Here is a 23,468-nt window from a genome sequence, read left to right as displayed (position 1 = left end):
TCGTCACGCACAACATGCAGCAGGCGGCGCGCGTCTCGGACCGCACCGCGTTCTTCAACCTGGCCGCCGTCGGCGAGCCGGGCCGGCTCATCGAGATCGACGACACCGACAAGATCTTCTCCAACCCGTCGGTGCAGGCGACCGAGGACTACGTGTCGGGCCGTTTCGGCTGAGCCGACGACTCCGGCCGGGGCCCCGCGGGACCCCGGCCGGCCGAGCCGTCTTGCGGTGCTGCCTGGCGGTGCCGCCGCAAGACACCAGGGCCCGCCCCGCACCCGGGGCGGGCCCTCCCGCTCACTCCTCCGCCAGCGCCGCCTCCGCGGGCCGCGCCCGGAGGGCCGCCCAGCCCGGCACCAGGGTGGCGGTCAGCGCGAGGGCCACGGCACCGGAGACGATCGCGGCGTAGACGGAGAGCGGTCCCGTGGGGAGCAGACTGTCCGCCGCCGCGTGGCTGAACGGCACCAGCGCGGTGGCCGCGGCGGCCGTGCCGAGGGCCACGCCGATCCCGGCGACGATCAGCGCCTCGATCGTCAGCATCCGCAGCACCTGCCGCCGGGTGGCGCCGGCCAGCCGCTGCAGCCCGAACTCACGGCGGCGGCCGGAGACGGAGAGCACCAGGTTGTTGACCACGGAGATCGCCGTGTACGCGACGATCATGCCGACCATCAGGTAGTTGACCCACGCCTGGGTCTTGGTGTCCTTGATATTGGCCTCGATCAGCTCGTCGCGGTCGACGACGGTGGTGCCGGGGTGGTCCGCGAGGGTCTTCTCCAGGTTCGCCGTCAGCGCCGCGGCGCTCGTCCCGTCCGCGGCGCGTACGAGGATCTGCTGCGGCAGCGCGCCGTCGGTGTGCGCGGCGAGGAGGTCCGCGGGCACGAACACGGTGTCGTAGCCGGCGCGCCCCTCGAAGAGCGCGGCGATCCGCAGCTCGGCGGCGGCGCCGTCGCCGAAGCGCACCTCGACGGTGTCGCCGACGCGCCGGCCGTCCGCGGCGCCGGCGGGCAGGGCGATGGTCCGCCCGGTGAGGTCGGCGACGTCGCCCTCGACCGGGTCCAGGGCGGTGGTGCGGGCGGCCCCGCGCGCGTCGATCCCCTGGAGCGGTACACCGTCCTCGTCGCCCATGCCGTCGATCCAGCCGGTGCTGGTGACGTACGCGCCGGCCGCGGCGACGCCCTCGGTGGCGCGGACGTCGGCGGTGAGCGCCGGGGCGAGGGTGCCGGAGGCGGAGTCGACGACGGCGTCGGCGCGCAGGTTCACGGCGTACGCCTCGCGGGAGGCGTCGGTCTGGGTGGTCTGCAGGTACAGGTTCGCGGTGGCCATGGCGACCGCCAGCATCACCGGGGTGACGACGCCCGCCATCCGGACGGCACGGGCCCGCGCGGTGAGGACGGCGAGTTCGCCGCCGGCGCCGGTGACGGCCTTCACCGGGCCCGAGATCAGCACGGTGCACAGCTTCGTCAGCCCCGGGCCGAGGAGCGCGAGGGCGATGGCCGCGCAGAGCACGGTGGGTCCCGCGGTGCTGGCGGCGATTGGGCCGTCGAAGAGCACCCAGGTGAGGATGGCCAGCGCGACCGCGCCGGCGAGGAAGAGCAGCGCCGCCACGATCCGCGCCGGGGTCGCCCAGCGGGTCCGTACCGCCGACTCCGCCATCGCCTCGACGGCCGTGACCCTCACCCCGCGCCGGCCGCCGAGGAAGCCGCCGAGCAGCGAGGTCAGCAGCAGCGCGCCGCCCGCGGCGACGGCGGGTATCCAGCCCTGCTCGTACGCGACGGCCTCCGACACCATGCCGCTGCCGGTGAACTCCTCGAAGAGCCGCTCCCCCGCGGGCGGCCCGGCGAACCAGCCCGCCGCGCCGGCGACCAGCGCGACCATCAGCGTCTCGGCGAGCAGCAGCCGGCGCAACTGGCGCGGGGTGCCGCCGATGGTGCGGAGCAGCGCGAACTCGCGGCGGCGCCGCTCGACGGAGAGCGCGACCGTGCCGGAGACGACGAAGACCGCGACGAGGGTGGCCATCCCGCCGAAGGCGCCGGCCAGCGCGATCAGATCCTCCTTGCGGGTCAGCACCTCGGGGTACTCGACGGCGCCGCGGTCGTCGCCCGAGACGACCTTCGCCGGGGTCTGCGCCTTCGCGGTGCGGTCCGCGACGACCTCGCCGAGACGGTCCTTCAGCTCGCCGTGGTCGGTGCCGGGCGCGGCCGTGACGGCGATGTCGGCGACGGCGGGGGAGAGCGCGCGGGCGCGGTCGTCGGTGAAGAACACGGCGCCGCGGTCGACGGCGTGCGCGGTGCGGACCACGCCGGTCAGGCGGTACGCCTCGGCGCTCCCCTGCGCCGCGACGCGCACCTTGTCGCCGGGGCGCACGCCGTACGCGCGGGCCGTCGCCTCGTCCAGCACCACGTCGCGGGGGCCCTCGGGGGCCCGGCCTCCGGTCAGCTCGTACGGGGTGACGGCGGCGGAGGACCAGCCGTGGGCCTGGGCGTCGGGGGCGTCGCCGGCACCGAGCACGGCGGCCTCGAAGACCCGCTCGGGGACGGCGCGTGCGACGCCGGGGACGTTCCGCACGGCCGCGGTGAGGGAGCCGTCGAGGGCGGGGCGCTCGGGGAGGACGGCGGTCTCGTCGCCACGGGGGAGGTCGCGGTCGCCGGTGACCACGAGGTCGGCGCCCGCGAGGCGCTGCGCCGGCGCGTTGTTGCGTATGCCGGTCTCCAGCAGACCGCCGCACGTCATCACGATGACGGTGCCCAGGAAGAGCGCCAGGAAGGTCGCCGAGAGCGCGGCGGTTCTGTGGCGGAGCGTACGGATGGCCATGGCCCACATGGGACGGTTCCCCTCTGCGATGTCGATGACATCAACCTAGGAATTCGCGTCCCCGCGCCCCATGGGATGCCCACCCGGCTCCGGGGTGTACCTGGCACCACCACGGGCCGGGGGCCCGCCGGGCGCCCCGGCCCGTACGCCGGTGGGAAAGCCTCTCCGCTCTATGTGCCGTCTACTTGGGCTGGGGCTTGCGCAGCTCGATGTGCAGCTCGCGCAGCCGGGCCTCGTCGACCTCGCTGGGCGCGCCCATGAGCAGGTCCTGGGCGTTGCCGTTGAGGGGGAAGGCGATCGTCTCGCGGATGTTCGGCTCGTCGGCCAGCAGCATCACGATGCGGTCGATGCCGGGCGCGATCCCGCCGTGCGGCGGGGCGCCGAAGCGGAGGGCGCGCAGCATGCCGCCGAACTCGCGCTCCACCTCGTCCTTGCTGTACCCCGCGATGCCGAACGCCTTGAACATGACCTCGGGCTCGTGGTTCCGGATCGCGCCGGAGGACAGCTCGACGCCGTTGCAGACGATGTCGTACTGGAAGGCGAGCACGTCCAGCGGGTCCTTGTTCTCCAGCGCGGCCATGCCGCCCTGCGGCATGGAGAACGGGTTGTGCGAGAACTCGATCTCGCCCGTGTCCTCGTTCTTCTCGAACATCGGGAAGTCGACGATCCAGCAGAACCGGAAGACGCCCTCCGCGAAGTGCCCGGCGCGCTTCGCGGCCTCCACGCGCACCGCACCCATGATCCTGGAGACCTCGCCGGTCTCGCCCGCGCCGAAGAACACGGCGTGCCCGGCCTCCAGGCCCAGGCGCTCCGTGAGCACCCGCACGTTCTCCTCGGTGAGGAACTTCGCGATCGGCCCGGACAGCGCGCCGCCCTCACCGACCCGCACCCAGGCCAGGCCCTTCGCGCCCTGCTCGACGGCGAAGTCGCCGAGCGCGTCGAAGAACTTGCGCGGCTGGTCCTGCACGGCCGGCACCGGCAGGGCCCGGACGTGCTTGCCCGCGAACGCCTGGAACCCGCTCTCCGCGAAGACGTCCGTGACGTCCGACAGCTCCAGCTCCGCCCGCAGATCCGGTTTGTCCGAGCCGTACTTGACCATCGCGTCGCGGTACGGGACCCGGGGAAACGGCGACGTGACGTGCCGGCCGTCGCCGAACTCCTCGAACAGCTCCGTCATCACCTTCTCGATGACGGCGAAGACGTCCTCCTGCTCGACGAAGCTCATCTCCATGTCGAGCTGGTAGAACTCGCCGGGCGAGCGGTCGGCGCGGGCGTCCTCGTCGCGGAAGCAGGGCGCGATCTGGAAGTAGCGGTCGAACCCGGCCATCATCAGCAGTTGCTTGAACTGCTGCGGGGCCTGCGGCAGCGCGTAGAACGTGCCGGGGTGCAGCCGGGAGGGGACCAGGAAGTCGCGGGCGCCCTCGGGGGAGGTGGCCGAGAGGATCGGGGTCGTCAGCTCGTTGAAGCCGAGGGCCGTCATCTTCTGCCGGATGGCCGTGACGACGGCGGTGCGCAGCATGATGTTGCGGTGCATGCGCTCGCGGCGCAGGTCGAGGAAGCGGTACTCGAGCCGGCGCTCCTCGCCGACGCCGTCCTCGGCGTTGATGGTGAACGGGATCTGCTCGGCGCCGCCGAGCACCTCCACGTCGCCGACCTCGATCTCGATCTCGCCGGTGGGCAACTCGGGGTTGACGTTGTCGGCGCCGCGGGAGACGACCTTGCCGTCGATCCGTACGACGGTCTCCTTGGTGAGGTGCGCCAGCGCCTCGTTCCCGGGGGTGCCGGGGCGGGCGACGAGCTGGACGATGCCGTAGTGGTCGCGCAGATCGATGAAGAGGATGCCGCCCAGGTCGCGCCTATTGTGCAGCCAGCCGGAGAGGCGGACGTCGCTGCCGACGTCGCTCGCGCGCAGCTCACCACAGGTGTGGGACCGGTACCGGTGCATCATCCATCCAGTTCGTCGGACTCGTCGTCTTCGGCTTGGTTCGCTCGCGGCCGGGGGGCCGGGCCGGGAGGGCGCCGTTCGGCCAGGGGAGTGTCCAGCCCGCCAAGACTACCGCCCCCGTCTTCCACGGCCGCACGCAGGCAATCACCTTAAAATAGGGCAATGCGCACCGAGGAGGTCCTGGCTGCCGTCGGCACCGGGGTGTGGAGCTGGGACACCGCCTCCGGCACCGTGACCATGGACGCCGAGGCCGCCCGGCTCGTCGGGCTGCCCGAGCGGCCGGCGGAGACGACGGCGGCCGACGTCCGGGGCCGCTGCCACGGGGTGGACTACGTCGAGCTGTCCGGGGCGATGGACCTGGCCCGCACGGAGGGCACCGTGGCGGAGGCGCGGCTGCGGATCGTGGACGAGCGGGGGACGGTGCTGCGGGTCGTACGGACCAGGATGCGGCCGTTCCGCGACGGTGAGCCGGCGGAGGCGGGACACGGTACGGACCGGGCGCCGGGCGCCGGTCCCGATGCGGGTACGGGCGGCGGACCCGCCGCGGGCACCGGCACCGGACCCGCCGCCACCGGACCCGCCGCGGCCGCCGGCTCCGGCGACGTGGTCATGTCCGGCATCGTGCAGGAGGTCGTGGAGCCTCTGCCCGGCGCCAGCGCCGGCACCTCCCCACCGTCGCCGCTGACCAGCGACTGGCGGCTGTCCCGCGAGGCGTTCCTGCTCGACGCGGGGCGTGCGCTGGCCGAGTCCCGCGGCACCGACCAGGTGCTGCGCGTCGCCGCGTCCCTGTCGATGCCCGGCTTCTCCCCCGACGGCATGGCCGTCTTCGGTGTCGAGGGCAACCACCTCAAGGTCATCGGCCAGCACGGCTACCGCCCCGAGGACGAGGAGCCCTTCCACGACATCCCCCTCGACTCCGACTACCCCGGCTCCGTCGCCGTCCGCACCGGCCGCGCCCTCTACATCGCCGGCCGCGAGGAGTACCGCCGCCGCTTCCCCGAGGCGTGGCGGCTCGCCGGCCGGCTGGGCCGGCGCTCATGGGCGTACGTACCGCTGATCGTGGCCGGCCGGGTCATCGGCGTCTGGCTGGCGGCCTTCTCCCACCCCGCGCCCTTCACCCCCGACGAGCGCTCCGTGCTCACCACGGTCGCCCGCATGCTGGCGCAGGCGCTCTCCCGGGCGCACGTGCACGAATCGGAGCGCGAGCTGTCCGCCGGGCTGCAGCGGAGTCTGATGCCGGAGGAGGTGCCGCCGACGCCGGGCATGACCGTCGCCGCGCGCTACGTGCCGACCGGCGGCGGTCTGGAGATCGGCGGCGACTGGTACGACGTGATCACGCTGCCGTCCGGCAAGACGGCCGTGGTCATCGGCGACGTGCAGGGCCACGACGTGCGCGCGGCCGGGCTGATGAGCCAGTTGCGCATCGCCATCCGCGCGTACGCCTCGGAGGGCCACCACCCCGACGCCGTCCTCACCCGCGCCTCGCACTTCCTCACCCAGCTCAACCAGCGCGAGGGCCTCGAAGGCGACTCCCCGCCCGACGACGCCGACCCCCGCTTCGCCACCTGCCTCTACATCAAGGCCGACCCGGCCGCCGGCACCCTCTCCATCGCCCGCGCCGGCCACCTCGACCCCGCCATGGGCATCGGCGACGGCACCCTCCTCGTCCGCCCCACCGCGGGCGGCCTTCCCCTGGGCGTCGTCGAGGACCCGGACTACCCCGTCACCCGGCTGGTCATGGAGCCGGGCGAGCTGATGCTGCTGTGCAGCGACGGGCTCATCGAGACCGGCGGCCACGACCTGGAGACAGGCCGCGACCGGCTGCGGCGGGCGTACGCCGACCACGTCGGCGACGACCTGGAGACGCTGGCGGACGCGCTCATCGACGTCGTCAGCGGCCCCGGCTCCCACGCCGCCCCCGGGCCGCACGTGGAGCGCCGGGAGGACGACATCGCGCTCGTCCTCCTCCGCCGCGACCTGCCGCCCGTCGAGGGCGAGCCGAGCGCGCCCCCCGCCACCGGCCGCCACATGCACCTCACCGTCCCCCAGGCGGAGCAGCAGCGCACCGCGGACGCCCGCCACGAACTGCGCGCGATGCTCTACGACTGGACCACCCCCACGCAGGTCGACTCCGCGGAGCTGGTCCTCTCCGAACTCATCGCCAACGTACTGCTGCACACCGACAGCGACGCCGACGTCAGCGCCGACGTCGAAGGCCCCCGCGGCAACCGCACCCTCCGCGTCACCGTCTCCGACGCCGACACCGGCCTCCCCCACCTGCGCCACCCGGGCGAGATGTCCTCCTCGGGCCGCGGGCTGTTCCTCCTCCAGGAGCTGTCGGGCGAGTGGGGCACCGAACCCCGGGGCGACGGCAAGGAGATCTGGTGCGAGTTCCGCGAGGAGGACTGGCCGGCCCTCTGACGCGGTACGGCCGGGCGACGGGACTCAGACGTGCTCGGCGGCGGAGAACACCCGGGTGACCGGTGCTCCCACCGTCTGCCCGGCTGCCCCGGCCGCCCTCACCCGCTCGCCCGGGGCGCGGCGCCGGAGAGCGATCCGGAAGCCGTCGACGCGCTGTCCGGCCAGTGCTCCGGTGCGACGGCCGGCACCGCGGACCGGGCCGGCAGCGGTGCCGGTACCGGCGCGGGCGGGAGCGCATCGTCCTGCCCACGCCGCACGGCGGCCGGCTACCCGTTGCGCTTGGCCGTGTAGCGGATGAAGTCGTCCACGGCGGCGGCGAACTGCGGCGCCCTGTCCTCCTGGAGGAAGTGGGCGGCGCCTGCCAGGACGGTGTGGGGCATCCCCCGCGCGCCGGGGATGCGGCTGCTGAGCGCCGTGTGGTCGCCCCGGGTGACGTGGTCCAGCTCGCCGAACAGGCACATGAAGGGGATACGCAGCTTCTCCAGCCTCCGCCACGCGTCGCGGATCACCGGGTTGGCCTCGTCGTCGGCGGTGACGGGGATGAGCACCGCCCAGCGGCGCACGCCGTGGAGGTGCGGGTCGGTGGGGAACGGCGCGTCGTAGGCCGCCGTGATCTCAGGGGTGAGGTCTGTGGCGGTGAAGTCCTGGACGACGTCGCCGGGCCTGAAATGCTCGGTGCGCTGGGTGTACTGCAGCCAGGTGGCCAGGTACTGCCAGCCCGGGCCGAGGTCCCTGCCGCCCTCCTCCAGCCCCGTGTTCGAGGCGACCACGCGGCGGAAGCGATGCGGGTGTGCCGCGAGCAGGAGCAGGCCGAGCAGGCCGCCCCAGTCGTGGCAGACCATGGTCACGTCGCGCAGGCCGAGTCGGTCGAAGACGATGTGGCGCAGCCAGTCGAGGTGGCTGTCGTAGGTGTAGGCGAAGCGGTTCGCAAGCTTGTCGGATTTGCCGAAGCCGACCAGGTCGACCGCCACGCAGCGGTGTCCCGCGGCGACCAGCGGCGGGATGACGTGCCGGTAGAGGTAGCTCCAGGAGGGGTTGCCGTGGAGGAGCAGGATGGTCTCCCCGGAGGCGGCGGCCGGATCGGCGGGCCGCTCGTCCACGTAGTGGACGCGCAGCCGGCTGCCGGCGCCGTCGTTCGCGTCGAGGGTGACGTAGTTCGGGCGGAACGGGTAGTCGGGCAGGCCCTCGAACCGTTCGTCGGGTGTACGCAGGACGGCTCCGACGGCAACGGGGCCCGGCCCTCGCTGCCCGGTGGCCAACGCCCCCGGCGCGCCGCCCAGCAGGGCCGTGCCGCCCAGCACGGCCGCGCCGGCGACGAAGGCGCGGCGGGCCGTAGGGGAGGGGGCGCCGGTGGTGTCCGCGGAGTCTGCGGGACCGGCGGCTGGCTGTTCTTGATTCACGGTGTTCCTCGGTCGTTCGGGTCGTCCCGTCGTACGGGCTTGCATCCGAGAGGCGGGCCGGGTAGCCCGGCGTGACGCCTGGGCAGCGGATGTGGCCCGGGTCTCGCGGCCGGCGGGAGCAGGCGGCCGGCGGGAGCAGGGCGAGCACGGCCGCCTTCAGCCGGTTCAGATCGCGGCGGAAGGCCGGCGTGCGCGGCGTGCACGGCGCAGTCGGTGCGCAGGCGCACCCCGCCGGCCACGGCGGTGGCTTCCTTCCCCCTCTCAGGCGTGGTCGGCGGCGGCCACGGGCCCGGATCCCGTTCCGGCGCCCGTGCCGGTGGCCGCCTCGGCGCCGGGAATGTCGTCTGCGGCGGGCAGCCCGTGGCCGGCCGGGGACGGACCGACGTGGCGCTTGACGGCGAGGCAGGCCACCGCCCCCGCTGCCAGCACCGCGACCGAGACGCCGATCGTCGGCCCCATCGCGTCCACGAAGCCCTGGCCGAAGACCTGCCCGCCCAACTCCTGCATCCGTGTCGCCACCGCGTCCGGCGTGTCGGCCGGCAGGTCGGCGGCGGCGTTCTGCGTGGCTCCGACATCCATTCCCGCCGATCCGGAGTCGGCGAAGCCGGCGACGAAGCCGTCCCGGTACTCCTCGGGCAGCGCGGTGGCCTGCCGGCGCGCCTCCTCGGTCAGGGAGGAGGCGATCTGCGTCTGCAGCACAGCACCGATCACGGCGCCGGCCAGCACAGAGCCGACCTGCCGCAGCGAGTTGTTCAGCCCGGAGGCGGCGCCCGTCTGCTCGGCGGGCACGTTGCGCATCACCTCGGTGGCCATGGGCGCGAACGTGCATCCCGCCCCCAGCCCGATGAGTCCCAGCCCCGGCGCCACCGTCGTCCAGCTCGCGCCGGGCTCGGCCGCGGACACCACCCACAACAGCCCGGCACCCCAGGCCAGCAGCCCGGTCATGAGGATGTACTTGCCACCGATCCGGTCGGCGAAGGCGCCCGCGGGCCCGGCGGTGACGATCGAGCCGAGCGCCATCGGCAGCAGCACGAGACCGGCTTTGAGCGGGCTGAAGCCGTAGGGCCGTGGCTGCCCGAGCCGCTGCTGGACCCGGCCGTGGAAGCGGCGGCACCCCAGGCCGCGGACGGCGCCGAGCAGGCCGTGCGCACCGAGTCGGTGTCGATGGCCCTGCTGGTGGTACTGGAGACGCTCACCCCGCTGGAGCGTGCGGTGTTCGTCCTGAACGAGGTGTTCGGCTACGCCCACACCGAGATCGCCGAGGCCATCGAACGCAGCCCGGCCGCCGTACGGCAGATCGCCCGCCGGGCGCGCTCGCACGTCCATGCCCGCCGGCCACGCTACGACACGCACCCGCGCGTGCAGCAAGAGGTCACGGAACGCTTCGTCGAGGCGGCTCTGGGCGGCGACGTGGATCAGCTCATGCAGATCCTGGCCCCGGAGGTAACCGTGTGGACCGACGGCGGCGGCAAGGTACGCGGGGCGGGCCTGCGCCCCGTCCACGGCCGCGACCGGGCCGCGCAGATGCTGGCGCACTACGGCACGCACCGCGGCCGCCGGGAGGACTTGGACGTGGAGTACCGCACCGTAGGCGGGGACGCCGCGGCGGTGGTCTTCCGCGGAGACTCGCCGTACGTCGTCATGGTGATGGACCTCACCCCGGAAGGCGACCAGGTGTCGGACGTCTACATCGTCACCAACCCCGACAAGCTCGCCGGCGTCTCGCCGGACGGCGATCCGGTGGAGTGACGCATCGCCGCGGGGCGCGCCCGGTCATCGCCGTCCGCATCCTGTGGACGGGCCCGGCAGGTACCAGCCGCGGGGTAGGCCGTGCCGTTCACAGGAACACTTGATCGTCGCGTTCCTCTGTCAGGGACAACGCCGCCCAGACGCATTTGCTCGGCGTCGTGGGGTCGGCGTCGTCCGGTTCGTCCGTGCCGACGCGGCGGGTGCCCCAGCGGTGCGCCAGGACCGACACGATCGGCAGCCCGCGACCGAACTCCTGATCGTACGAGGGGTGACGGACGTAGGGTGCCGCCTTGGACCCGTCGTACACCTCGATCACCAGCTGATCCACCAGGCGGAGGAGCCGTACGCGGATGTCGCCGACGGCAGCGTGAGCCGCGCTGACGCCGATGCCGACGGCGTGGCGGACCGCGTTGCCGACCAGTTCGCTGACCACTTGGTCGGCGGGCCAGACCAGGGCGTCCAGGCCCCAGCGCTGCAGTCGGTCGCTGACCGTCGCGCGGGCGGTCTGCGCGGACTCCGGGATGCGCGGCATGTCCCACGTGGCGATGTGGTCGGCCGGGATACGGCCGAGCGTCAGCGCCAGCAGGGCGGCATCATCCGGACGGCTCTCGGGGAGCAGCGTGGCCATCGCGGCGTGGCACAGGTCGTCCAGCCACGGCGCGCGCCGGGCCGGATCCGACGGCAGGGGGGTCGAGACGGCATGGCGGGTGATCACCTCCGCCAGCCGTGCCGGATCCGGGTCGTCCAGACCGAGCAGCCCATCCGTGTACAGGGTGAGAAGCGTCCCGTCGGGCACGGTGACCTCGGCCACCTCCGGCGGCACGTGCGGCAGCCCCAACGGCTTGCCGATGGGCATGTCCAGAACGGCCGGCGGCCGGCCGGGCGCCATCATCAGCGGAGGCGGGTGTCCGGAGCTGGTCAGGGACAGGACGCCGGTTGCCGGGTCGTACAGGGCGAGCAGGACCGTGGCCTGCACGCTCCCCAGCCTCAGCGTGACGTCGTTGGCGTAGGCGAGCAACTCGTCGGGCACGAGATCCATGGCCGCGATGGCCGCAATGGCCTGACGGAGGATGCCCATCACGACCGGCTCGTCGATACCGTCGCCGGCGACGTCACCGACGACGGCCAGGGTGCGGCCGCCGGGCAGGGCGATGGCGTCGTACCAGTCGCCGCCGATGCCCGCCGTACTGGCGGTGCGGTACTGCGCGGCCGCGGACGCCGCGGTGAGCGCGGGCAGCCGGCCCGGCATCAGCTCGTGTTGCAACCGCTCGGCCCGCTGCTGGGCTTCCCGGAATTCAGCGGCCCGCGCGAAGGCCGCCGCGACGGCCACCGCGACGGTGCCCAGCAGGGCCTCCGCCTCCCCGTCGAAGACGCGGGGGGTGTGCCAGCCCAGGACCACACTGCCGACCTGCGCGTCCGCCGTCACCAGCGGCACGATCGCCCAGGCCTGGCCTCGGCCCATGCGGGCGAGCGGCACCAGGTGCGGCCACCGCTCGGCGAGCTCGCCGACGGACTTCACCAACTGGATCTGCGCGGAGGCGACGGCGCGGGCCTCCATGCGCTCCTGCCAACTGAGCGTGGCGACCTGGCGCAGGAGCTCCGGCGAACATCCGCGCGAGCCGGCGACCTGCGGTTCCGGCCCGGTCAGGTCATGGATCAACGCGCTGTCGGCGGAGAGCAGGGGTACCACGTGGGTGAGGACGGCGTCCACGACGTGCCGCGGGGTGCACGCCTGGATCAACGCCGCGTTGAGACCGGTCAGGCGCTCGCGGCGCTCGGCCGCCGCCTCGGCAGCCTCCGCCTTGTCCGTCACATCGGTGAGCGTGACGACCACATAGTCGGTGATGCCGACGGCGTTTACCTCGTAGTGCCCGAGCCCGCCGGAATCGCCGCGGAACGCCTCCCAGGAAGTCACGGTCTTGCTGGCGGGGCGGCCCGGAGCGGCCCGGGCAGCGGCCAGGACGTCCGGCACTCCCTGTTCGCGAAGCTCGGGAAACACCTCCCACGGGACACGGCCCACGATCTCGACCTGCCGCAGGGCCGCCACCTCGCGTGCGACCGCGTTGCACCAGGTCACGTGGTCGTCAGGGGCGATCACGTAGGTGGGCAGCGGGTAGGAGTCGGTGAGTCCGGCCAGCCACGCCTCCGAGCTGCGGCGGTCAGTGACGTCCCAGGTGTAGCCGACCATACGGACGAGCCGCCCGGTGTCGTCGTGCTCCCACCAGCCGCAGACCAGCAGCCACGAGAGCCGACCGGCGGAGTCCTGCACGCGGTACTCCACCACATATGCCGAGTCCTCACGCCGGGAACGCGTGATCTCCTGCTCGACCTGGCCCCGGTCAGCGGGATAGATGTGAGCCAGCCACGTGAGGATGTGGTGATCCCAGTCATACCGATCGATTCCGGCCTTGACGAGGAGCGATTCCGCGACCTCGTCCGTGTCGAGCAGTCCCGTGCTCAGGTCCCAGGACCAGCGGCCGGCCCGCACCGCACGCATCAGCCGGTGCTCGGCGGGGATCTCGTCGGTGCCGATCTCCCACCACGGATGAGTTCCGCTGCTGCGCCAGCGCCGGGCGCTGGCCAGCCGGTCCCCGACCAGGGCGGCCACCTGGCCCAGGTAGTGGACGCGGTCCCGCGGCGGCTCACGGTCGGCCAGGACGGACAGGGCGCCGATCACGTCGCCACCGGCCCTGAGAGGCACGGACAGCACACCCCGCGGGTGCCCCTGCGTTCTGTCCGGGGTAGGGGGGCGAGCCTGTGACCAGACGGGGCGCCCGGTGGCGATCGCGCGGGCCGGGGCGAGCCCGGGCGTGGCCGCGTCGCCGAGATGGTCCCACGCACCGGTCAGGTCCGGGGGCAGGCCGATGACCGCGGCCAGGTCGAGCGTGCCCGGCTCACGACCGGATAGGTGGACCAGTCCGCCCAGGCCGGCCGCTCCGGCGACCGCATGCGGCAGAGCCAGCCCCAAAACCCTGGTCACGTCGGCATCGGCGGGCAGACCGGCCACCCACCCCAGTCGCAGGTCATCGTCCATCGCCGCGCCGGGCGTCTCGCCGGGTCTGCCACCCCGCCCGGACTCGGAGTGCATCGCTGCTTCGCCTCCACCAGCGCGTACACGCGAGGACCATGGACGGAATCGCACATCCCAGGCGCGCTGTGTTCGCCATGATAGTCAGCTACCCGGACATTGTCCGTCATTGCGCCACAGACCGGGCACCACGTCGGGTCTGGTGGTACCGGGGCCGCGTGTGCACACCATCGCAGTACAGCCGGTGCACGTCTGCGCTGGTCGCGTCGCGGCCCGGCCGCCACCGGGGCGATCTCGGCGGGCGGCGGCGGGGCGACGGCTGTACAGCCGGTTCGCCTCTGCACGGAGGACCGGGTGCGCGGGTTCAGCCGTACATGCGGCGCATCGCGAAGTCGACCATCTCCTCGACCGCCTTCGCGTCCACGACCATCCGGTGGTCGCCCTCGATGTCGAGCACGAACCCGTACCCCGTGGGCAGCAGGTCGATGACCTCCGCGCCGGTGACCGTGAAGTACTTCGACTCCCGGCCGGCATAGCGCCGCAGCTCCTTCAGCGAGCTGAAGAGCGGGATCACCGGCTGCTGGGTGTTGTGCAGGGCGAGGAAGCCGGGGTTGTCGCCGCGGGGGCAGTAGATCTTGGAGGTGGCGAAGATCTGCTGGAAGTCCTCGGAGCCGATGGCCCCGCCGGTGAACGCCTTCACCGCGTCGGCGAGCGACGGCGGGGCGGGCTGGGACGGCTCGGGATAGAGGGGCTGCTCGGCGTAGCCGGGGGCGGGCTGGTCGTACGGCCCGGGCGGCGCGGCGTACTGGTGCCCCTGCGGGGGCGCCTGGGGGTGGCCCGGCGGGGCGCCGTAACCGGCGGACTGGTCGTAGCCGTACATGCATTCAAGCCTAGCCGCGCCGGGGGGCGTACGGGTGGGGACTCCGCCGCCCGGAGGGATGCGACAAGACGAGGGTTGCGTTTTATTACTGACGGGTAGCATGATGGGAGGTCGCTGATCCCTTATGCCTGATACGGAGCCTGCGCATGGGCCACTACAAGTCGAACCTCCGGGACATCGAGTTCAACCTCTTCGAGGTGCTGGGCCGCGGCGACGTCTACGGCACGGGCCCCTTCGAGGACATGGACACCGAGACCGCGCGGAGCGTGCTCACGGAGATCGCCCGGCTGGCCGAGAACGACCTGGCCGAGTCCTTCGCCGACGGCGACCGCAACCCGCCGGTCTTCGACCCGGAGACCGGCACCGCCCCCGTCCCGGCGGCCTTCAGGAAGTCGTACGAGACCTACATGGACGCCGAGTGGTGGCGCCTCGGCCTGCCCGAGGAGATCGGCGGCACGGCGACGCCCTCGTCGCTGATCTGGGCGTACGCCGAGATGGTCCTCGGCGCGAACCCCGCCGTGTGGATGTACGCCTCGGGTCCCGCCTTCGCGGGCGTGCTCTACGACGAGGGCACCGAGGAGCAGCGCAAGGCCGCGCGGCTGATGGTCGAGCGGCGCTGGGGCTCGACGATGGTGCTGACCGAGCCGGACGCCGGCTCCGACGTGGGCGCCGGGCGCGCGAAGGCGCTGGAGCAGCCGGACGGCACGTGGCACATCGAGGGCGTGAAGCGCTTCATCACCTCCGGCGAGCACGACATGTCGGAGAACATCGTGCACTTCGTGCTGGCCCGCCCGGAGGGCGCGGGGCCCGGCACGAAGGGGCTGAGCCTCTTCGTCGTGCCCAAGTACGACTTCGACTGGGAGACCGGCGAGCTCGGCGAGCGCAACGGCGTGTACGCCACCAACGTCGAGCACAAGATGGGCCTGAAGGTCTCCAACACCTGCGAGCTGACCTTCGGTGACCGGCACCCGGCGAAGGGCTGGCTGCTCGGCGGCAAGCACGACGGCATCCGCCAGATGTTCAAGATCATCGAGTTCGCCCGGATGATGGTCGGCACGAAGGCCATCGCCACCCTCTCGACCGGCTACCTCAACGCGCTGGAGTACGCGAAGGAGCGCGTCCAGGGCCCGGACCTGGCGCAGTTCACCGACAAGACCGCGCCGCGCGTGACCATCACGCACCACCCGGACGTGCGGCGCGCGCTGATGACGCAGAAGGCGTACGCCGAGGGCATGCGCGCCCTCGTCCTCTACACCGCCTCCGTGCAGGACACCATCCAGGTCCGCGAGGCCGCGGGCGAGGACGCCTCGGCGCAGCACGAGCTGAACGACCTGCTGCTGCCCATCGTCAAGGGGTACGGGTCGGAGAAGTCCTACGAGCAGCTCGCCCAGTCGCTGCAGACCTTCGGCGGCTCCGGCTATCTGCAGGAGTACCCGATCGAGCAGTACATCCGGGACGCGAAGATCGACACCCTCTATGAGGGCACCACCGCCATCCAGGGGCAGGACTACTTCTTCCGGAAGATCGTCCGCAACCAGGGGCAGGCGCTCACCTCGCTCGCCGAGGAGATCAAGAAGTTCCTGGCCGAGGCGGTCGGCGGGGAGCAACTGGCCGCCGCGCGGGACGAGCTGGCCAGGGCCGCGGTGGACCTGGAGGCCATCGTCGGGGTGATGCTGACCGACCTCGCGGCCACCGAGAAGGACGTGAAGTCCATCTACAAGGTGGGGCTCAACACCACCCGCCTGCTGATGGCCTCCGGCGACGTCGTCATCGGCTACCTGCTGCTCAAGGGCGCCGCGGTGGCCGCCGAGAAGCTGCCGGGGGCGGCGGCGAAGGACGTGCCGTTCTACCAGGGCAAGATCGCGGCGGCGACGTTCTTCGCACGGAACGTGCTGCCGGGCGTCGGCGTGCAGCGGTCGCTGGCGGAGAGCACGGACCAGTCGCTGATGGAGCTGGACGAGGCCGCGTTCTGAGGCGCGGAACAGCCGGGCCCGGGTCCGGCGCCTTTTGACGACGACGAAGGCGCCGGATCCGGACCCCCGGAGGGCTCAGGGGGGCGGGGTCAGTCCCGGTAGCCCCAGGCGGCGGCGTACTCCGCGAGCTGCGGCGACAGCTCGGCGGTCCTCTCCTCGAAGGTGCGGGCCGCCTGGATCCGGCCGGACTTGATGTTGTCGCTGCGGTCGCCCAGGTTGGGGCGGAGCCGGCCGTGGTCCTGCTCGCCGTACGCCAGCATCGACTCCTCGAACTCCACCTCCAGGTACGCGCACACGCCGCGCATGACCCGCTCGGGGTCGGAGGTCAGGTCCTCGTACGTGAGGGTGTGGCCGTCGAGCGCGGTGCGGGCCCGCTCCAGCGGCTCGAAGTACTTCAGCGCGTTCGCCTCGTTCTGGGCGCGGGTGGAGGTGTTGGACTTGCGGTTGTCCAGCGAGCTGACGACGCCCTCGGGGTGGCGGAGCAGGAACAGGAACTTCGCCTTCGGCCAGGCGTACGTCAGCCGCTCCCAGACCCACACGTTGCCCGGGGTCTTGTCGACGACGATGTCCTTGCCGCTGCGCTCCAGCTCCAGATGGAGCACCCGGTCCCAGAGCACGTGCTCCAGCTCCACCCTGTCCAGGCCCAGTTCGAGCATCGACTGGTCGGAGAAGCCGGGGGTCAGCTCCACGCCGAGGGTGCGCAGGTGCAGCTCGTGCGGGGCGCGTATGCGGGAGTGGCTGTTGAGCAGCATGCGCAGCAGGGTGGAGCCGGAGCGCACCGGGGCGAGGACGAAGACCGGCGCCTCGACCTGCCGGGGCATGGCCTCCACCCCGTAGTCCGTCGCGACCGTCTTCTTGGGCGGGCGCGGGCCCTTCGGCTTGGCCTTCTCCGGCGTCTTCTGCGGCGTCGCGGCCTCGGGCGACACCTGCGCCGCCGGGACCGCCTCCGTGCCCGGGCCGGTCAACTGCCGCGGCGGCCGGAGCGCCTCGCCCAGCAGCCTGGCTCTGCGCTTGATGCCCGTGTTCACGACTCCCATGGCGCCTCTGCCACCCTTCCTCGCACCGTGCCTGACCGTCACTCCCCCCGCGCGAACGGCCGATGCCTCATTGGCAACAGGCGACGCGCACCCGGACGAACGTAGGACAACGATTCGGCAAAGGCAATGGCTCGATTCCGCTTCTCACCCACGTCTTAGGCTTTGCCCATGACACCTGCTCCTCCGCCCCGGTTCGACCGCAGCCACACCGATGACCTCGCCGGGTACCTCACCGCCTCCCCCACGCCGTACCACGCCGTGGCGGAGGCCGCCCGGCGGCTGGAGAAGGCCGGGTTCACCCAGCTCCGGGAGACCGACGCCTGGGACGCGTCGGCCGGCGGCCGCTACGTGCTGCGCGGCGGCGCGCTCATCGCCTGGTACGTGCCGGAAGGCAGCGCCCCCGAGACGCCGTTCCGCATCGTCGGCGCCCACACCGACTCGCCCAACCTGCGGGTCAAGCCGGTGCCGGACACCGGCGGGCACGGCTGGCGGCAGATCGCCGTGGAGGTCTACGGCGGGCCGCTGCTCAACAGTTGGCTGGACCGGGACCTGGGCCTCGCAGGCCGGCTGACGCTGCGCCCTGGCGCGACGCACGCGGGCGCGAGCGCGGGCGGCGGTGGCCACGGGCCGGGCGGCGCCGAGGTGCGGCTGGTCAACGTCGACCGGCCGCTCCTGCGCGTACCGCAGCTCGCGATCCACCTCGACCGGGGCGTGGTCACCGAGGGCCTCAAGCTCGACAAGCAGCGCCACTCGACGCCGATCTGGGGCCTGGGCCCCGTGCACGAGGGCGACCTCATCGAGTTCCTGGCCGCGGAGGCCGGGGTCGCGGCGGGCGACGTCATCGGCTGGGACCTGATGGTCCACAGCGTCGAGCCGCCGGCCTACCTCGGCCGCGACCGCGAACTGCTCGCGGGCCCCCGCATGGACAACCTCCTCTCCGTGCACGCCGGCGTCGCCGCCCTCGCCGCCGCGGCTGGGGGTACCGCCCATGCCCGCAGGGCTATGGGGGACGCCGGCACCCCGCCGACGACGATCCCCGTGCTGGCCGCCTTCGACCACGAGGAGACCGGCAGCCAGTCCGACACCGGCGCGGAGGGCCCCCTCCTCGGCACCGTCCTGCGCCGCACCGTCGCCGCCCGCGGCGGCACGTACGACGACACCGCCCGCGCCCTGGCCGGCTCCGTCTGCCTCTCCTCCGACACCGGACACGCCGTGCACCCCAACTACCCCGAGCGCCACGAGCCGGGCCACCACCCGATGCCGAACGGGGGGCCGATCCTCAAGGTCAACGTCAACCAGCGCTACGCCACGGACGGCGCCGGCCGCGGGATCCTCGCCACCGCCTGCGAACGGGCCGGGGTGCCGTGGCAGACGTTCGTCTCCAACAACGCGATGCCCTGCGGCACGACCATCGGCCCCATCACCGCGGCGCGCCACGGGATCACGACCGTGGACATCGGGGTGGCCATCCTCTCGATGCACTCGGCACGGGAGCTGTGCGGTGCGGAGGACCCGCACCTGCTGGCGGGCGCGCTGGCGGCGTTCCTGACGGAGTGACCCCGGCGGGCCTCCTTTCGCAGTCGGGTCGTCGTCATAGTCGTCGTGGTAGTCGTGGGCTCGGCGTGGGGGCGCGGGTGCGGGGCGCGGGCGGGTGCGGGTCCGCGGTGCCGCCCGCAGGGCGTCAGGCGTACGGCTTGATGGCCACCGTCGCGTCGAGTTCCAGCGAGTTCTCCCCCGCCGGGGCCGGCAGGCCCAGCACCCGGTCCAGGATCCGGCCGCCCGGGCGTCCGCACCCCTCCGTGCGCGGTGCGGTGAACTCCCTGTCCGCGGCGGCGAAGGAGACCACCAGCGGGTCCTCGGATATCACCTCAGTGGGCCGGGTGTCCTTCAGCACGAGGTGGATCGGCTCCGAGGCCGCCGGGCCGATGGAGCAGCCCTTCGGGAGCAGCGGGCCGCCGACCGCGAGGGTCAGGTCCAGCTCGCCGCGGCGCACGTCGTCGGCTTCGAAATCGCTGTAGCCGCCGTACCGTGGCGTAAGCGTCAGCGGCGTCCCCCCGACCCGGATCGGCTCGGCGGTCATCTCGCCGAACACCTGCGCATACGCGCCGTCGACCCGGCCCTCCGCGAAGGTCAGCGTCATCGGCCGCTCGACGGGCTCGTCCACACCGCCGACGCGCAGCCGTCCCGTCGCGTGCATCACCTCGCAGCGCCAGGTCCCGGGATCGGCGCCGGCGGGCAGCTCGTCCGCCGCCGGGCAGGCGCCGAAGTCGAACGCGGCCCCGGGCGGGGCGGCCTCCGCAGCGGTGGCTTCCGCGGCGGGGTCCGCGGCGGCGGGGGCGGCGCCGGTGGTGAGGGCGGCGAGCAGGGCGGCGAGCGCGGTGGCCGCGACGCGGGCGGCGCCCGTTCCGTACGACCTGCGGTTCCAGTTCTTCTTCATGCCCGCAGCATTACAGAGAATCCTCTGCAAAGAAACCTCTGCAGAGGAACCTGTGGATAAACTGCGGCCCATGACGGACGAGCGGCGCAAGGTCAGCAGCCCGGAAGCGCTCAAGGCGCTCGCGCACCCGCTGCGGCTGCGCATCCTGCGCCACCTCTCGGTGCACGGTCCGGCTACGTCGACGACGCTGGCGGCGGCGCTGGACGAGAACACCGGAACGCTCAGCTACCACCTGCGCATGCTGGAGCGCGGCGGCCTCATCGAGGACATCCCGGAGCGGTCGGCGGGCCGCGAGCGCTGGTGGCGCGGCGTGCCGGGGCTCGACATCCGGCGCCCGCCGATGGACGACGTGACGGCGGGGGAGCGGGCGGTCATCGCGGAACTGGACCGGCTTCGCGGGGCGGAGGACCTGGAGCTGGCCCGGCGCTACGCGGCGGGGCAGGGGGGAGAGGGCGGGGAGTCGGAGGAGGGCTGGCTGCGGGGGTCACGCGGGCTGAGCCACCTGACGAAGGAGCAGTTGGACGCCTTCCACGACGACTACCTGAAGCTCCTGGCCAAGTACCGCCACACCCCCGAGGACGCCGCCCCGGGTGCCCGCCCGGTCCACCTCCGCTGGTTCGGCATCCCGGCGGACTAGACGGCGGGCTCCTCGGGCAGGCGGTCGGCGAGAGCCTGAACCGCAGCCAGGACGGTGGCGAAGCCCTCGGTCACCTTGCCGTCAAGCGCGTCGATCCGCCGGCTCTGCTCCAACTGCGTCTCGCGCAGAGCCTCCAGCACCTTCCGGTGCGCCCGCATTTCGAGCTTCAGATCCGCCACGTCCCGATCGTTTATGGCGACCATCGCGTGCGTCTGCGACATCTGGTCGTGGACAGCATCCACGCGGGCCTCCAGGGTCTCCACACGGCGACGAAGCTCGTCGGACTCACTCATACGGCCTAGCGTATCTGACCTGCACCGATGCAGGGTCGTTTCTCCACTAAGCGTCTTCCTCTTCCTTTTCCTCCCCCTCGTCCAGCCCCGCCAGGATCAGCGGCAGCCGCCGCGCGCCCGACTCCGTGAGGCGGATCGGCACCCCCCAGTCCTGCTGGTGGACGTGGCACGCCGGGTATTCCACCGACGGGTCGTCGTCGCAGCTCGCCGCCATCGCCGAGACGTGCAATACGCCCTCCCCCGGGCCGTCCGCCGACAGGGTCACTTCGCGGGTCAGGTCCGTGCCCGCGCCCTCGCCGGCCGCCAGCAGCGACGGCGGCGTGGCGCTCACCAGCAGGCGCGTGGCCGGGCCGTAGCGGGTGTCGAGTTTCTGGCCCGGCGGGGGACGGAAGACGACGTCCAGCGACAGCGCGCCCGGGGCCACGTCCGTCGCCGCGCGCCGCGTGCGGTGGGCGACCGGGGTCACGCGGACCGCCTCGTCCGGGAGCCGGAGGCGGGTCAGGCGGTGCCGCGCGGACTCGACGACCACGATCTCGTCGCCGTCCACCACCGCGTCCGACGGCTCCCGCAGGTCCGTCGCCAGCGTGGTCACGGTGCCGGTGGCCGGGTCGTAGCGGCGCAGGGCGTGGTTGTACGTGTCCGAGACCGCCACCGAGCCGTCCGGCAGCGCCGTGACGCCCAGCGGGTGCTGGAGCAGTGCCTCACCGGCCGGACCGTCGCGGTGGCCGAAGTCGAAGAGCCCGGTGCCGACCGCGGTGTGCACCCGGGCCCGCCGCCCGGGCCCGCCCCCCGGCTCCAGCCAGCGCAGCGCCGACGTCTCCGAGTCCGCGATCCACAGCCGGCCGTCCGTCGCCGCCAGCCCCGACGGCTGCGCGAACCACGCCTCCTCGGCAGGCCCGTCGAGCAGCCCCTCGTTCGTCGTGCCGGCCGCCGCCCGCACCGTGTCCGTCTCCGGGTCGTACGTCCACAGTTGGTGGACCCCCGCCATCGCGATCCACAGCCGGCCGTCGAACCACGCCACGTCCCACGGCGAGGACAGGTCGACCTCGCGCCCCGGCCCCGCCGCGGGCGAGCCCTGCCACCACTGCCGTCCGGTCCCCGCCAGCGTCGTCACCGAGCCGGTACCGAGGTCGACGGCCCTGATCGCGTGGTTCACGGCGTCCGCCACCGCCACCGCGCCGGACGGCAGCAGCGCCAGCCCCTGCGGCTCGTTGAAGCGCGGCGCGGCCCCGTCCGCGTACCCCCGCTCCCCGCTGCCGATCGACCGCACCACCGTCTCGCCGTCCGGCTCCAGCTCCACCAGCCGGTGCCGCGTCGTGTCCGAGACGAGCAGGTTGCCCGACGGCAGCCGCAGCACCTTCCCGGGGAACCGCAGATGCGTCGCCACCGGCTCCGGCGCCCTGTACGGACCGTCGCCGCGCCGCAGCGTGCCCTTCGCCGCGTGCTCCGCCTCCAGCTCCGCGACCATCCGCTCGATGGCGTGCACGTGCCCCTCGCCGGCGTGCTGCGCGACGACGTACCCCTCCGGGTCGATCACCACCAGCGTCGGCCACGCCCGCACCGCGTACTGCTTCCACGTCGCCAGCTCCGGGTCGTCCAGCACCGGGTGGTGCACCCCGTAGCGCTCGACCGCGTCCACGACCGCCGCATGCTCCGCCTCGTGCACGAACTTCGGCGAGTGCACGCCGACGACGACCACCGTGTCCCGGTGCTTCTCCTCCAGCTCGCGCAGCTCGTCCAGGACGTGCAGGCAGTTGATGCAGCAGAACGTCCAGAAGTCCAGGATCACGACGCGACCGCGCAGCGCGGCGAGGCTCAGCTCCACCCCGCCGGTGTTCAGCCAGCCGCCGCTGCCGGCAAGCTCGGGAGCCCGCACCCGGGCACGTTTCGCCATAAGCAGAGCCAACCACACCCCTGACGCGCCCATTCCCCACCGGCCACGCCGGCCCCGCAGGCCCCGGCGCTACGGCCGTCCCAGCACCCGGTCCCGCAGCGCGGGGAACTCCTCCCGCGTCCGCGCCACCCGCGCCGGATCCAGCTCCGCCCGCAGGACTTCCTCCCCCTCGCCCGCCTCGGCCAGGATCTCGCCCCACGGGTCCACGATCATGCTGTGCCCCGCCTGCGCCACCCCGCCCGTCGTCCCCGCCGTGCCGCAGGCCAGGACGAACGCCTGGTTCTCCACCGCCCGCGCCTGCGCCAGCAGCCGCCAGTGCGCGCGGCGCCGCGCCGGCCAGCCCGCCGGGACGACGAAGGTCTGCGCGCCCTTGTCGGTCAGGGCCCGGAACAGCTCGGGGAAGCGCAGGTCGTAGCAGGTGGCGAGGCCCAGGACGGTGCCGGGGAGGTCCACGGTGACGACCTCGTCGCCCGCACCCATGAGGACGGCCTCGCCGCGGTCGAAGCCGAAGCGGTGGATCTTGCGGTACGTGCGCGCCGGCTCGCCGTCGGGAGCGTAGAGGAGGCTCGTGTTGAAGAGCGTCCCCGCCGCGTCCCGCTCCACGATCGAGCCCGCGTGCAGCCACACGCCCGCGTCCCTGGCCGCCGCCGCCATCGCCGCCGCCGTGGGCCCGTCGAGGGTCTCCGCCGCGGCATCGAAGTCGTCGAACGCGAACGCGCCCACGTGCCACAGCTCCGGCAGCACCACCAGTCCGGAGCCCTCTTCGGCACGTACGAGCGCCGCCGCACGGGCCCGTCGGCTTTCCATGGTTTCATCCGGATCCACCCGGAACTGGATCAGAGAAGCGCGCACCTTACCACCACCTCGAAGCCCAAGTCGTGTGCGTCACCGCATAATCGTCACCCGAAAGCACTGCCGGGGCACCCGTGCGCAGCGTAACTTAGGGCCTGCCGTGCATCTCGCGAA

At 73.1% G+C, this 23,468-nt stretch carries 16 protein-coding genes and 1 pseudogene; 6 read left to right on the top strand and 11 right to left on the bottom strand.

What is annotated here, in order from left to right; translation table 11 throughout:
• Nucleotides 1-173: pseudogene (gene pstB / locus FB457_RS21230) on the top strand (phosphate ABC transporter ATP-binding protein); the annotation flags it as partial.
• Between the two features lie 121 nt (nt 174-294).
• Here the strand turns inward: pstB and FB457_RS21225 are convergent.
• Nucleotides 295-2,808, bottom strand: a complete 2,514-nt coding sequence (locus FB457_RS21225; protein ID WP_486589090.1) for an FtsX-like permease family protein — start codon at nt 2,806-2,808, stop codon at nt 295-297.
• Between the two features lie 181 nt (nt 2,809-2,989).
• A complete protein-coding gene (gene aspS / locus FB457_RS21220; protein WP_047016870.1) occupies nt 2,990-4,753 on the bottom strand; it encodes an aspartate--tRNA ligase in 1,764 nt (587 codons plus the stop codon).
• Between the two features lie 162 nt (nt 4,754-4,915).
• Here aspS and FB457_RS21215 point away from each other — a divergent pair, with 162 nt between their 5' ends.
• Nucleotides 4,916-7,174, top strand: coding sequence for a SpoIIE family protein phosphatase (locus FB457_RS21215; protein WP_145782828.1), 2,259 nt, complete (start codon nt 4,916-4,918; stop codon nt 7,172-7,174).
• Between the two features lie 266 nt (nt 7,175-7,440).
• Here FB457_RS21215 and FB457_RS21210 read toward each other — a convergent pair whose 3' ends face one another.
• Together FB457_RS21210 and FB457_RS36295 are read right to left on the bottom strand one after the other, a co-directional pair.
• Nucleotides 7,441-8,574 (bottom strand): haloalkane dehalogenase, encoded by a 1,134-nt coding sequence (locus FB457_RS21210; protein WP_253911314.1) that lies wholly within the window; start codon nt 8,572-8,574, stop codon nt 7,441-7,443.
• Between the two features lie 261 nt (nt 8,575-8,835).
• The gene (locus FB457_RS36295) at nt 8,836-9,606 is read right to left on the bottom strand and encodes an MFS transporter (RefSeq protein ID WP_052770357.1); all 771 of its coding nucleotides are present in this window, start codon (nt 9,604-9,606) and stop codon (nt 8,836-8,838) included.
• Between the two features lie 66 nt (nt 9,607-9,672).
• On the opposite strand from FB457_RS36295, the gene FB457_RS21205 reads away from it, so the two are divergent.
• Nucleotides 9,673-10,323: a sigma factor-like helix-turn-helix DNA-binding protein gene (locus tag FB457_RS21205; RefSeq protein WP_052770356.1), complete on the top strand. Its 651-nt coding sequence runs from the start codon at nt 9,673-9,675 to the stop codon at nt 10,321-10,323.
• Nucleotides 10,324-10,411: 88 nt separating this feature from the next.
• Here FB457_RS21205 and FB457_RS21200 read toward each other — a convergent pair whose 3' ends face one another.
• Complete coding sequence (locus tag FB457_RS21200; protein ID WP_145782826.1) at nt 10,412-13,411, bottom strand: SpoIIE family protein phosphatase; 3,000 nt, start codon at nt 13,409-13,411, stop codon at nt 10,412-10,414.
• A gap of 304 nt (nt 13,412-13,715) precedes the next feature.
• Nucleotides 13,716-14,231, bottom strand: coding sequence for an SseB family protein (locus tag FB457_RS21195; protein WP_047016866.1), 516 nt, complete (start codon nt 14,229-14,231; stop codon nt 13,716-13,718).
• Between the two features lie 146 nt (nt 14,232-14,377).
• Here FB457_RS21195 and FB457_RS21190 point away from each other — a divergent pair, with 146 nt between their 5' ends.
• On the top strand, nt 14,378-16,204 hold the full coding sequence (locus FB457_RS21190) for an acyl-CoA dehydrogenase (protein ID WP_047016865.1): 1,827 nt from the start codon (nt 14,378-14,380) through the stop codon (nt 16,202-16,204).
• 89 nt (nt 16,205-16,293) lie between these two features.
• Here FB457_RS21190 and FB457_RS21185 read toward each other — a convergent pair whose 3' ends face one another.
• On the bottom strand, nt 16,294-17,241 hold the full coding sequence (locus tag FB457_RS21185; protein ID WP_047016864.1) for a sulfotransferase family protein: 948 nt from the start codon (nt 17,239-17,241) through the stop codon (nt 16,294-16,296).
• Nucleotides 17,242-17,409: 168 nt separating this feature from the next.
• Between FB457_RS21185 and FB457_RS21180 the strand changes: the two genes are divergently transcribed.
• Nucleotides 17,410-18,798 (top strand): M18 family aminopeptidase, encoded by a 1,389-nt coding sequence (locus FB457_RS21180; RefSeq protein WP_047016863.1) that lies wholly within the window; start codon nt 17,410-17,412, stop codon nt 18,796-18,798.
• 124 nt (nt 18,799-18,922) lie between these two features.
• Here FB457_RS21180 and FB457_RS21175 read toward each other — a convergent pair whose 3' ends face one another.
• A complete protein-coding gene (locus tag FB457_RS21175) occupies nt 18,923-19,678 on the bottom strand; it encodes a hypothetical protein (RefSeq protein ID WP_047016862.1) in 756 nt (251 codons plus the stop codon).
• 70 nt (nt 19,679-19,748) lie between these two features.
• Between FB457_RS21175 and FB457_RS21170 the strand changes: the two genes are divergently transcribed.
• Entirely contained in the window at nt 19,749-20,315 is a 567-nt protein-coding gene (locus FB457_RS21170) for an ArsR/SmtB family transcription factor (RefSeq protein ID WP_047016861.1), read from the top strand.
• Here FB457_RS21170 and FB457_RS21165 read toward each other — a convergent pair.
• The 3 genes from FB457_RS21165 to FB457_RS21155 all read right to left on the bottom strand — a co-directional run bounded on the left by FB457_RS21165 (nt 20,312) and on the right by FB457_RS21155 (nt 23,354).
• Nucleotides 20,312-20,608 carry a hypothetical protein gene (locus FB457_RS21165; protein ID WP_145782825.1) on the bottom strand — a complete coding sequence of 99 codons (297 nt, stop codon included), beginning with the start codon at nt 20,606-20,608 and terminating at the stop codon, nt 20,312-20,314. The two genes, FB457_RS21170 and FB457_RS21165, sit on opposite strands and share 4 nt — an antisense overlap.
• A gap of 46 nt (nt 20,609-20,654) precedes the next feature.
• Nucleotides 20,655-22,502, bottom strand: coding sequence for a thioredoxin-like domain-containing protein (locus tag FB457_RS21160; protein ID WP_145782824.1), 1,848 nt, complete (start codon nt 22,500-22,502; stop codon nt 20,655-20,657).
• A gap of 69 nt (nt 22,503-22,571) precedes the next feature.
• The gene (locus tag FB457_RS21155; RefSeq protein ID WP_186462024.1) at nt 22,572-23,354 is read right to left on the bottom strand and encodes a nitrilase-related carbon-nitrogen hydrolase; all 783 of its coding nucleotides are present in this window, start codon (nt 23,352-23,354) and stop codon (nt 22,572-22,574) included.
• Nucleotides 23,355-23,468: the final 114 nt, after the last annotated feature.

Source organism: Streptomyces sp. CNZ287 (genome assembly GCF_007827615.1).
This window is presented reverse-complemented; position numbering and strand designations above follow the sequence as displayed.

Bases quoted from the DNA above. Each gene is read 5' to 3' on its own strand.
- FB457_RS21225 (WP_486589090.1), bottom strand. From the start codon at position 2,808: ATGGCCATCCGTACGCTCCGCCACAGAACCGCCGCGCTCTCGGCGACC.
- aspS (WP_047016870.1), bottom strand. From the start codon at position 4,753: ATGCACCGGTACCGGTCCCACACCTGTGGTGAGCTGCGCGCGAGCGAC.
- FB457_RS21215 (WP_145782828.1), top strand. From the start codon at position 4,916: ATGCGCACCGAGGAGGTCCTGGCTGCCGTCGGCACCGGGGTGTGGAGC.
- FB457_RS21200 (WP_145782826.1), bottom strand. From the start codon at position 13,411: ATGCACTCCGAGTCCGGGCGGGGTGGCAGACCCGGCGAGACGCCCGGC.
- FB457_RS21195 (WP_047016866.1), bottom strand. From the start codon at position 14,231: ATGTACGGCTACGACCAGTCCGCCGGTTACGGCGCCCCGCCGGGCCAC.
- FB457_RS21190 (WP_047016865.1), top strand. From the start codon at position 14,378: ATGGGCCACTACAAGTCGAACCTCCGGGACATCGAGTTCAACCTCTTC.
- FB457_RS21185 (WP_047016864.1), bottom strand. From the start codon at position 17,241: ATGGGAGTCGTGAACACGGGCATCAAGCGCAGAGCCAGGCTGCTGGGC.
- FB457_RS21180 (WP_047016863.1), top strand. From the start codon at position 17,410: ATGACACCTGCTCCTCCGCCCCGGTTCGACCGCAGCCACACCGATGAC.
- FB457_RS21175 (WP_047016862.1), bottom strand. From the start codon at position 19,678: ATGAAGAAGAACTGGAACCGCAGGTCGTACGGAACGGGCGCCGCCCGC.
- FB457_RS21170 (WP_047016861.1), top strand. From the start codon at position 19,749: ATGACGGACGAGCGGCGCAAGGTCAGCAGCCCGGAAGCGCTCAAGGCG.
- FB457_RS21165 (WP_145782825.1), bottom strand. From the start codon at position 20,608: ATGAGTGAGTCCGACGAGCTTCGTCGCCGTGTGGAGACCCTGGAGGCC.
- FB457_RS21160 (WP_145782824.1), bottom strand. From the start codon at position 22,502: ATGGCGAAACGTGCCCGGGTGCGGGCTCCCGAGCTTGCCGGCAGCGGC.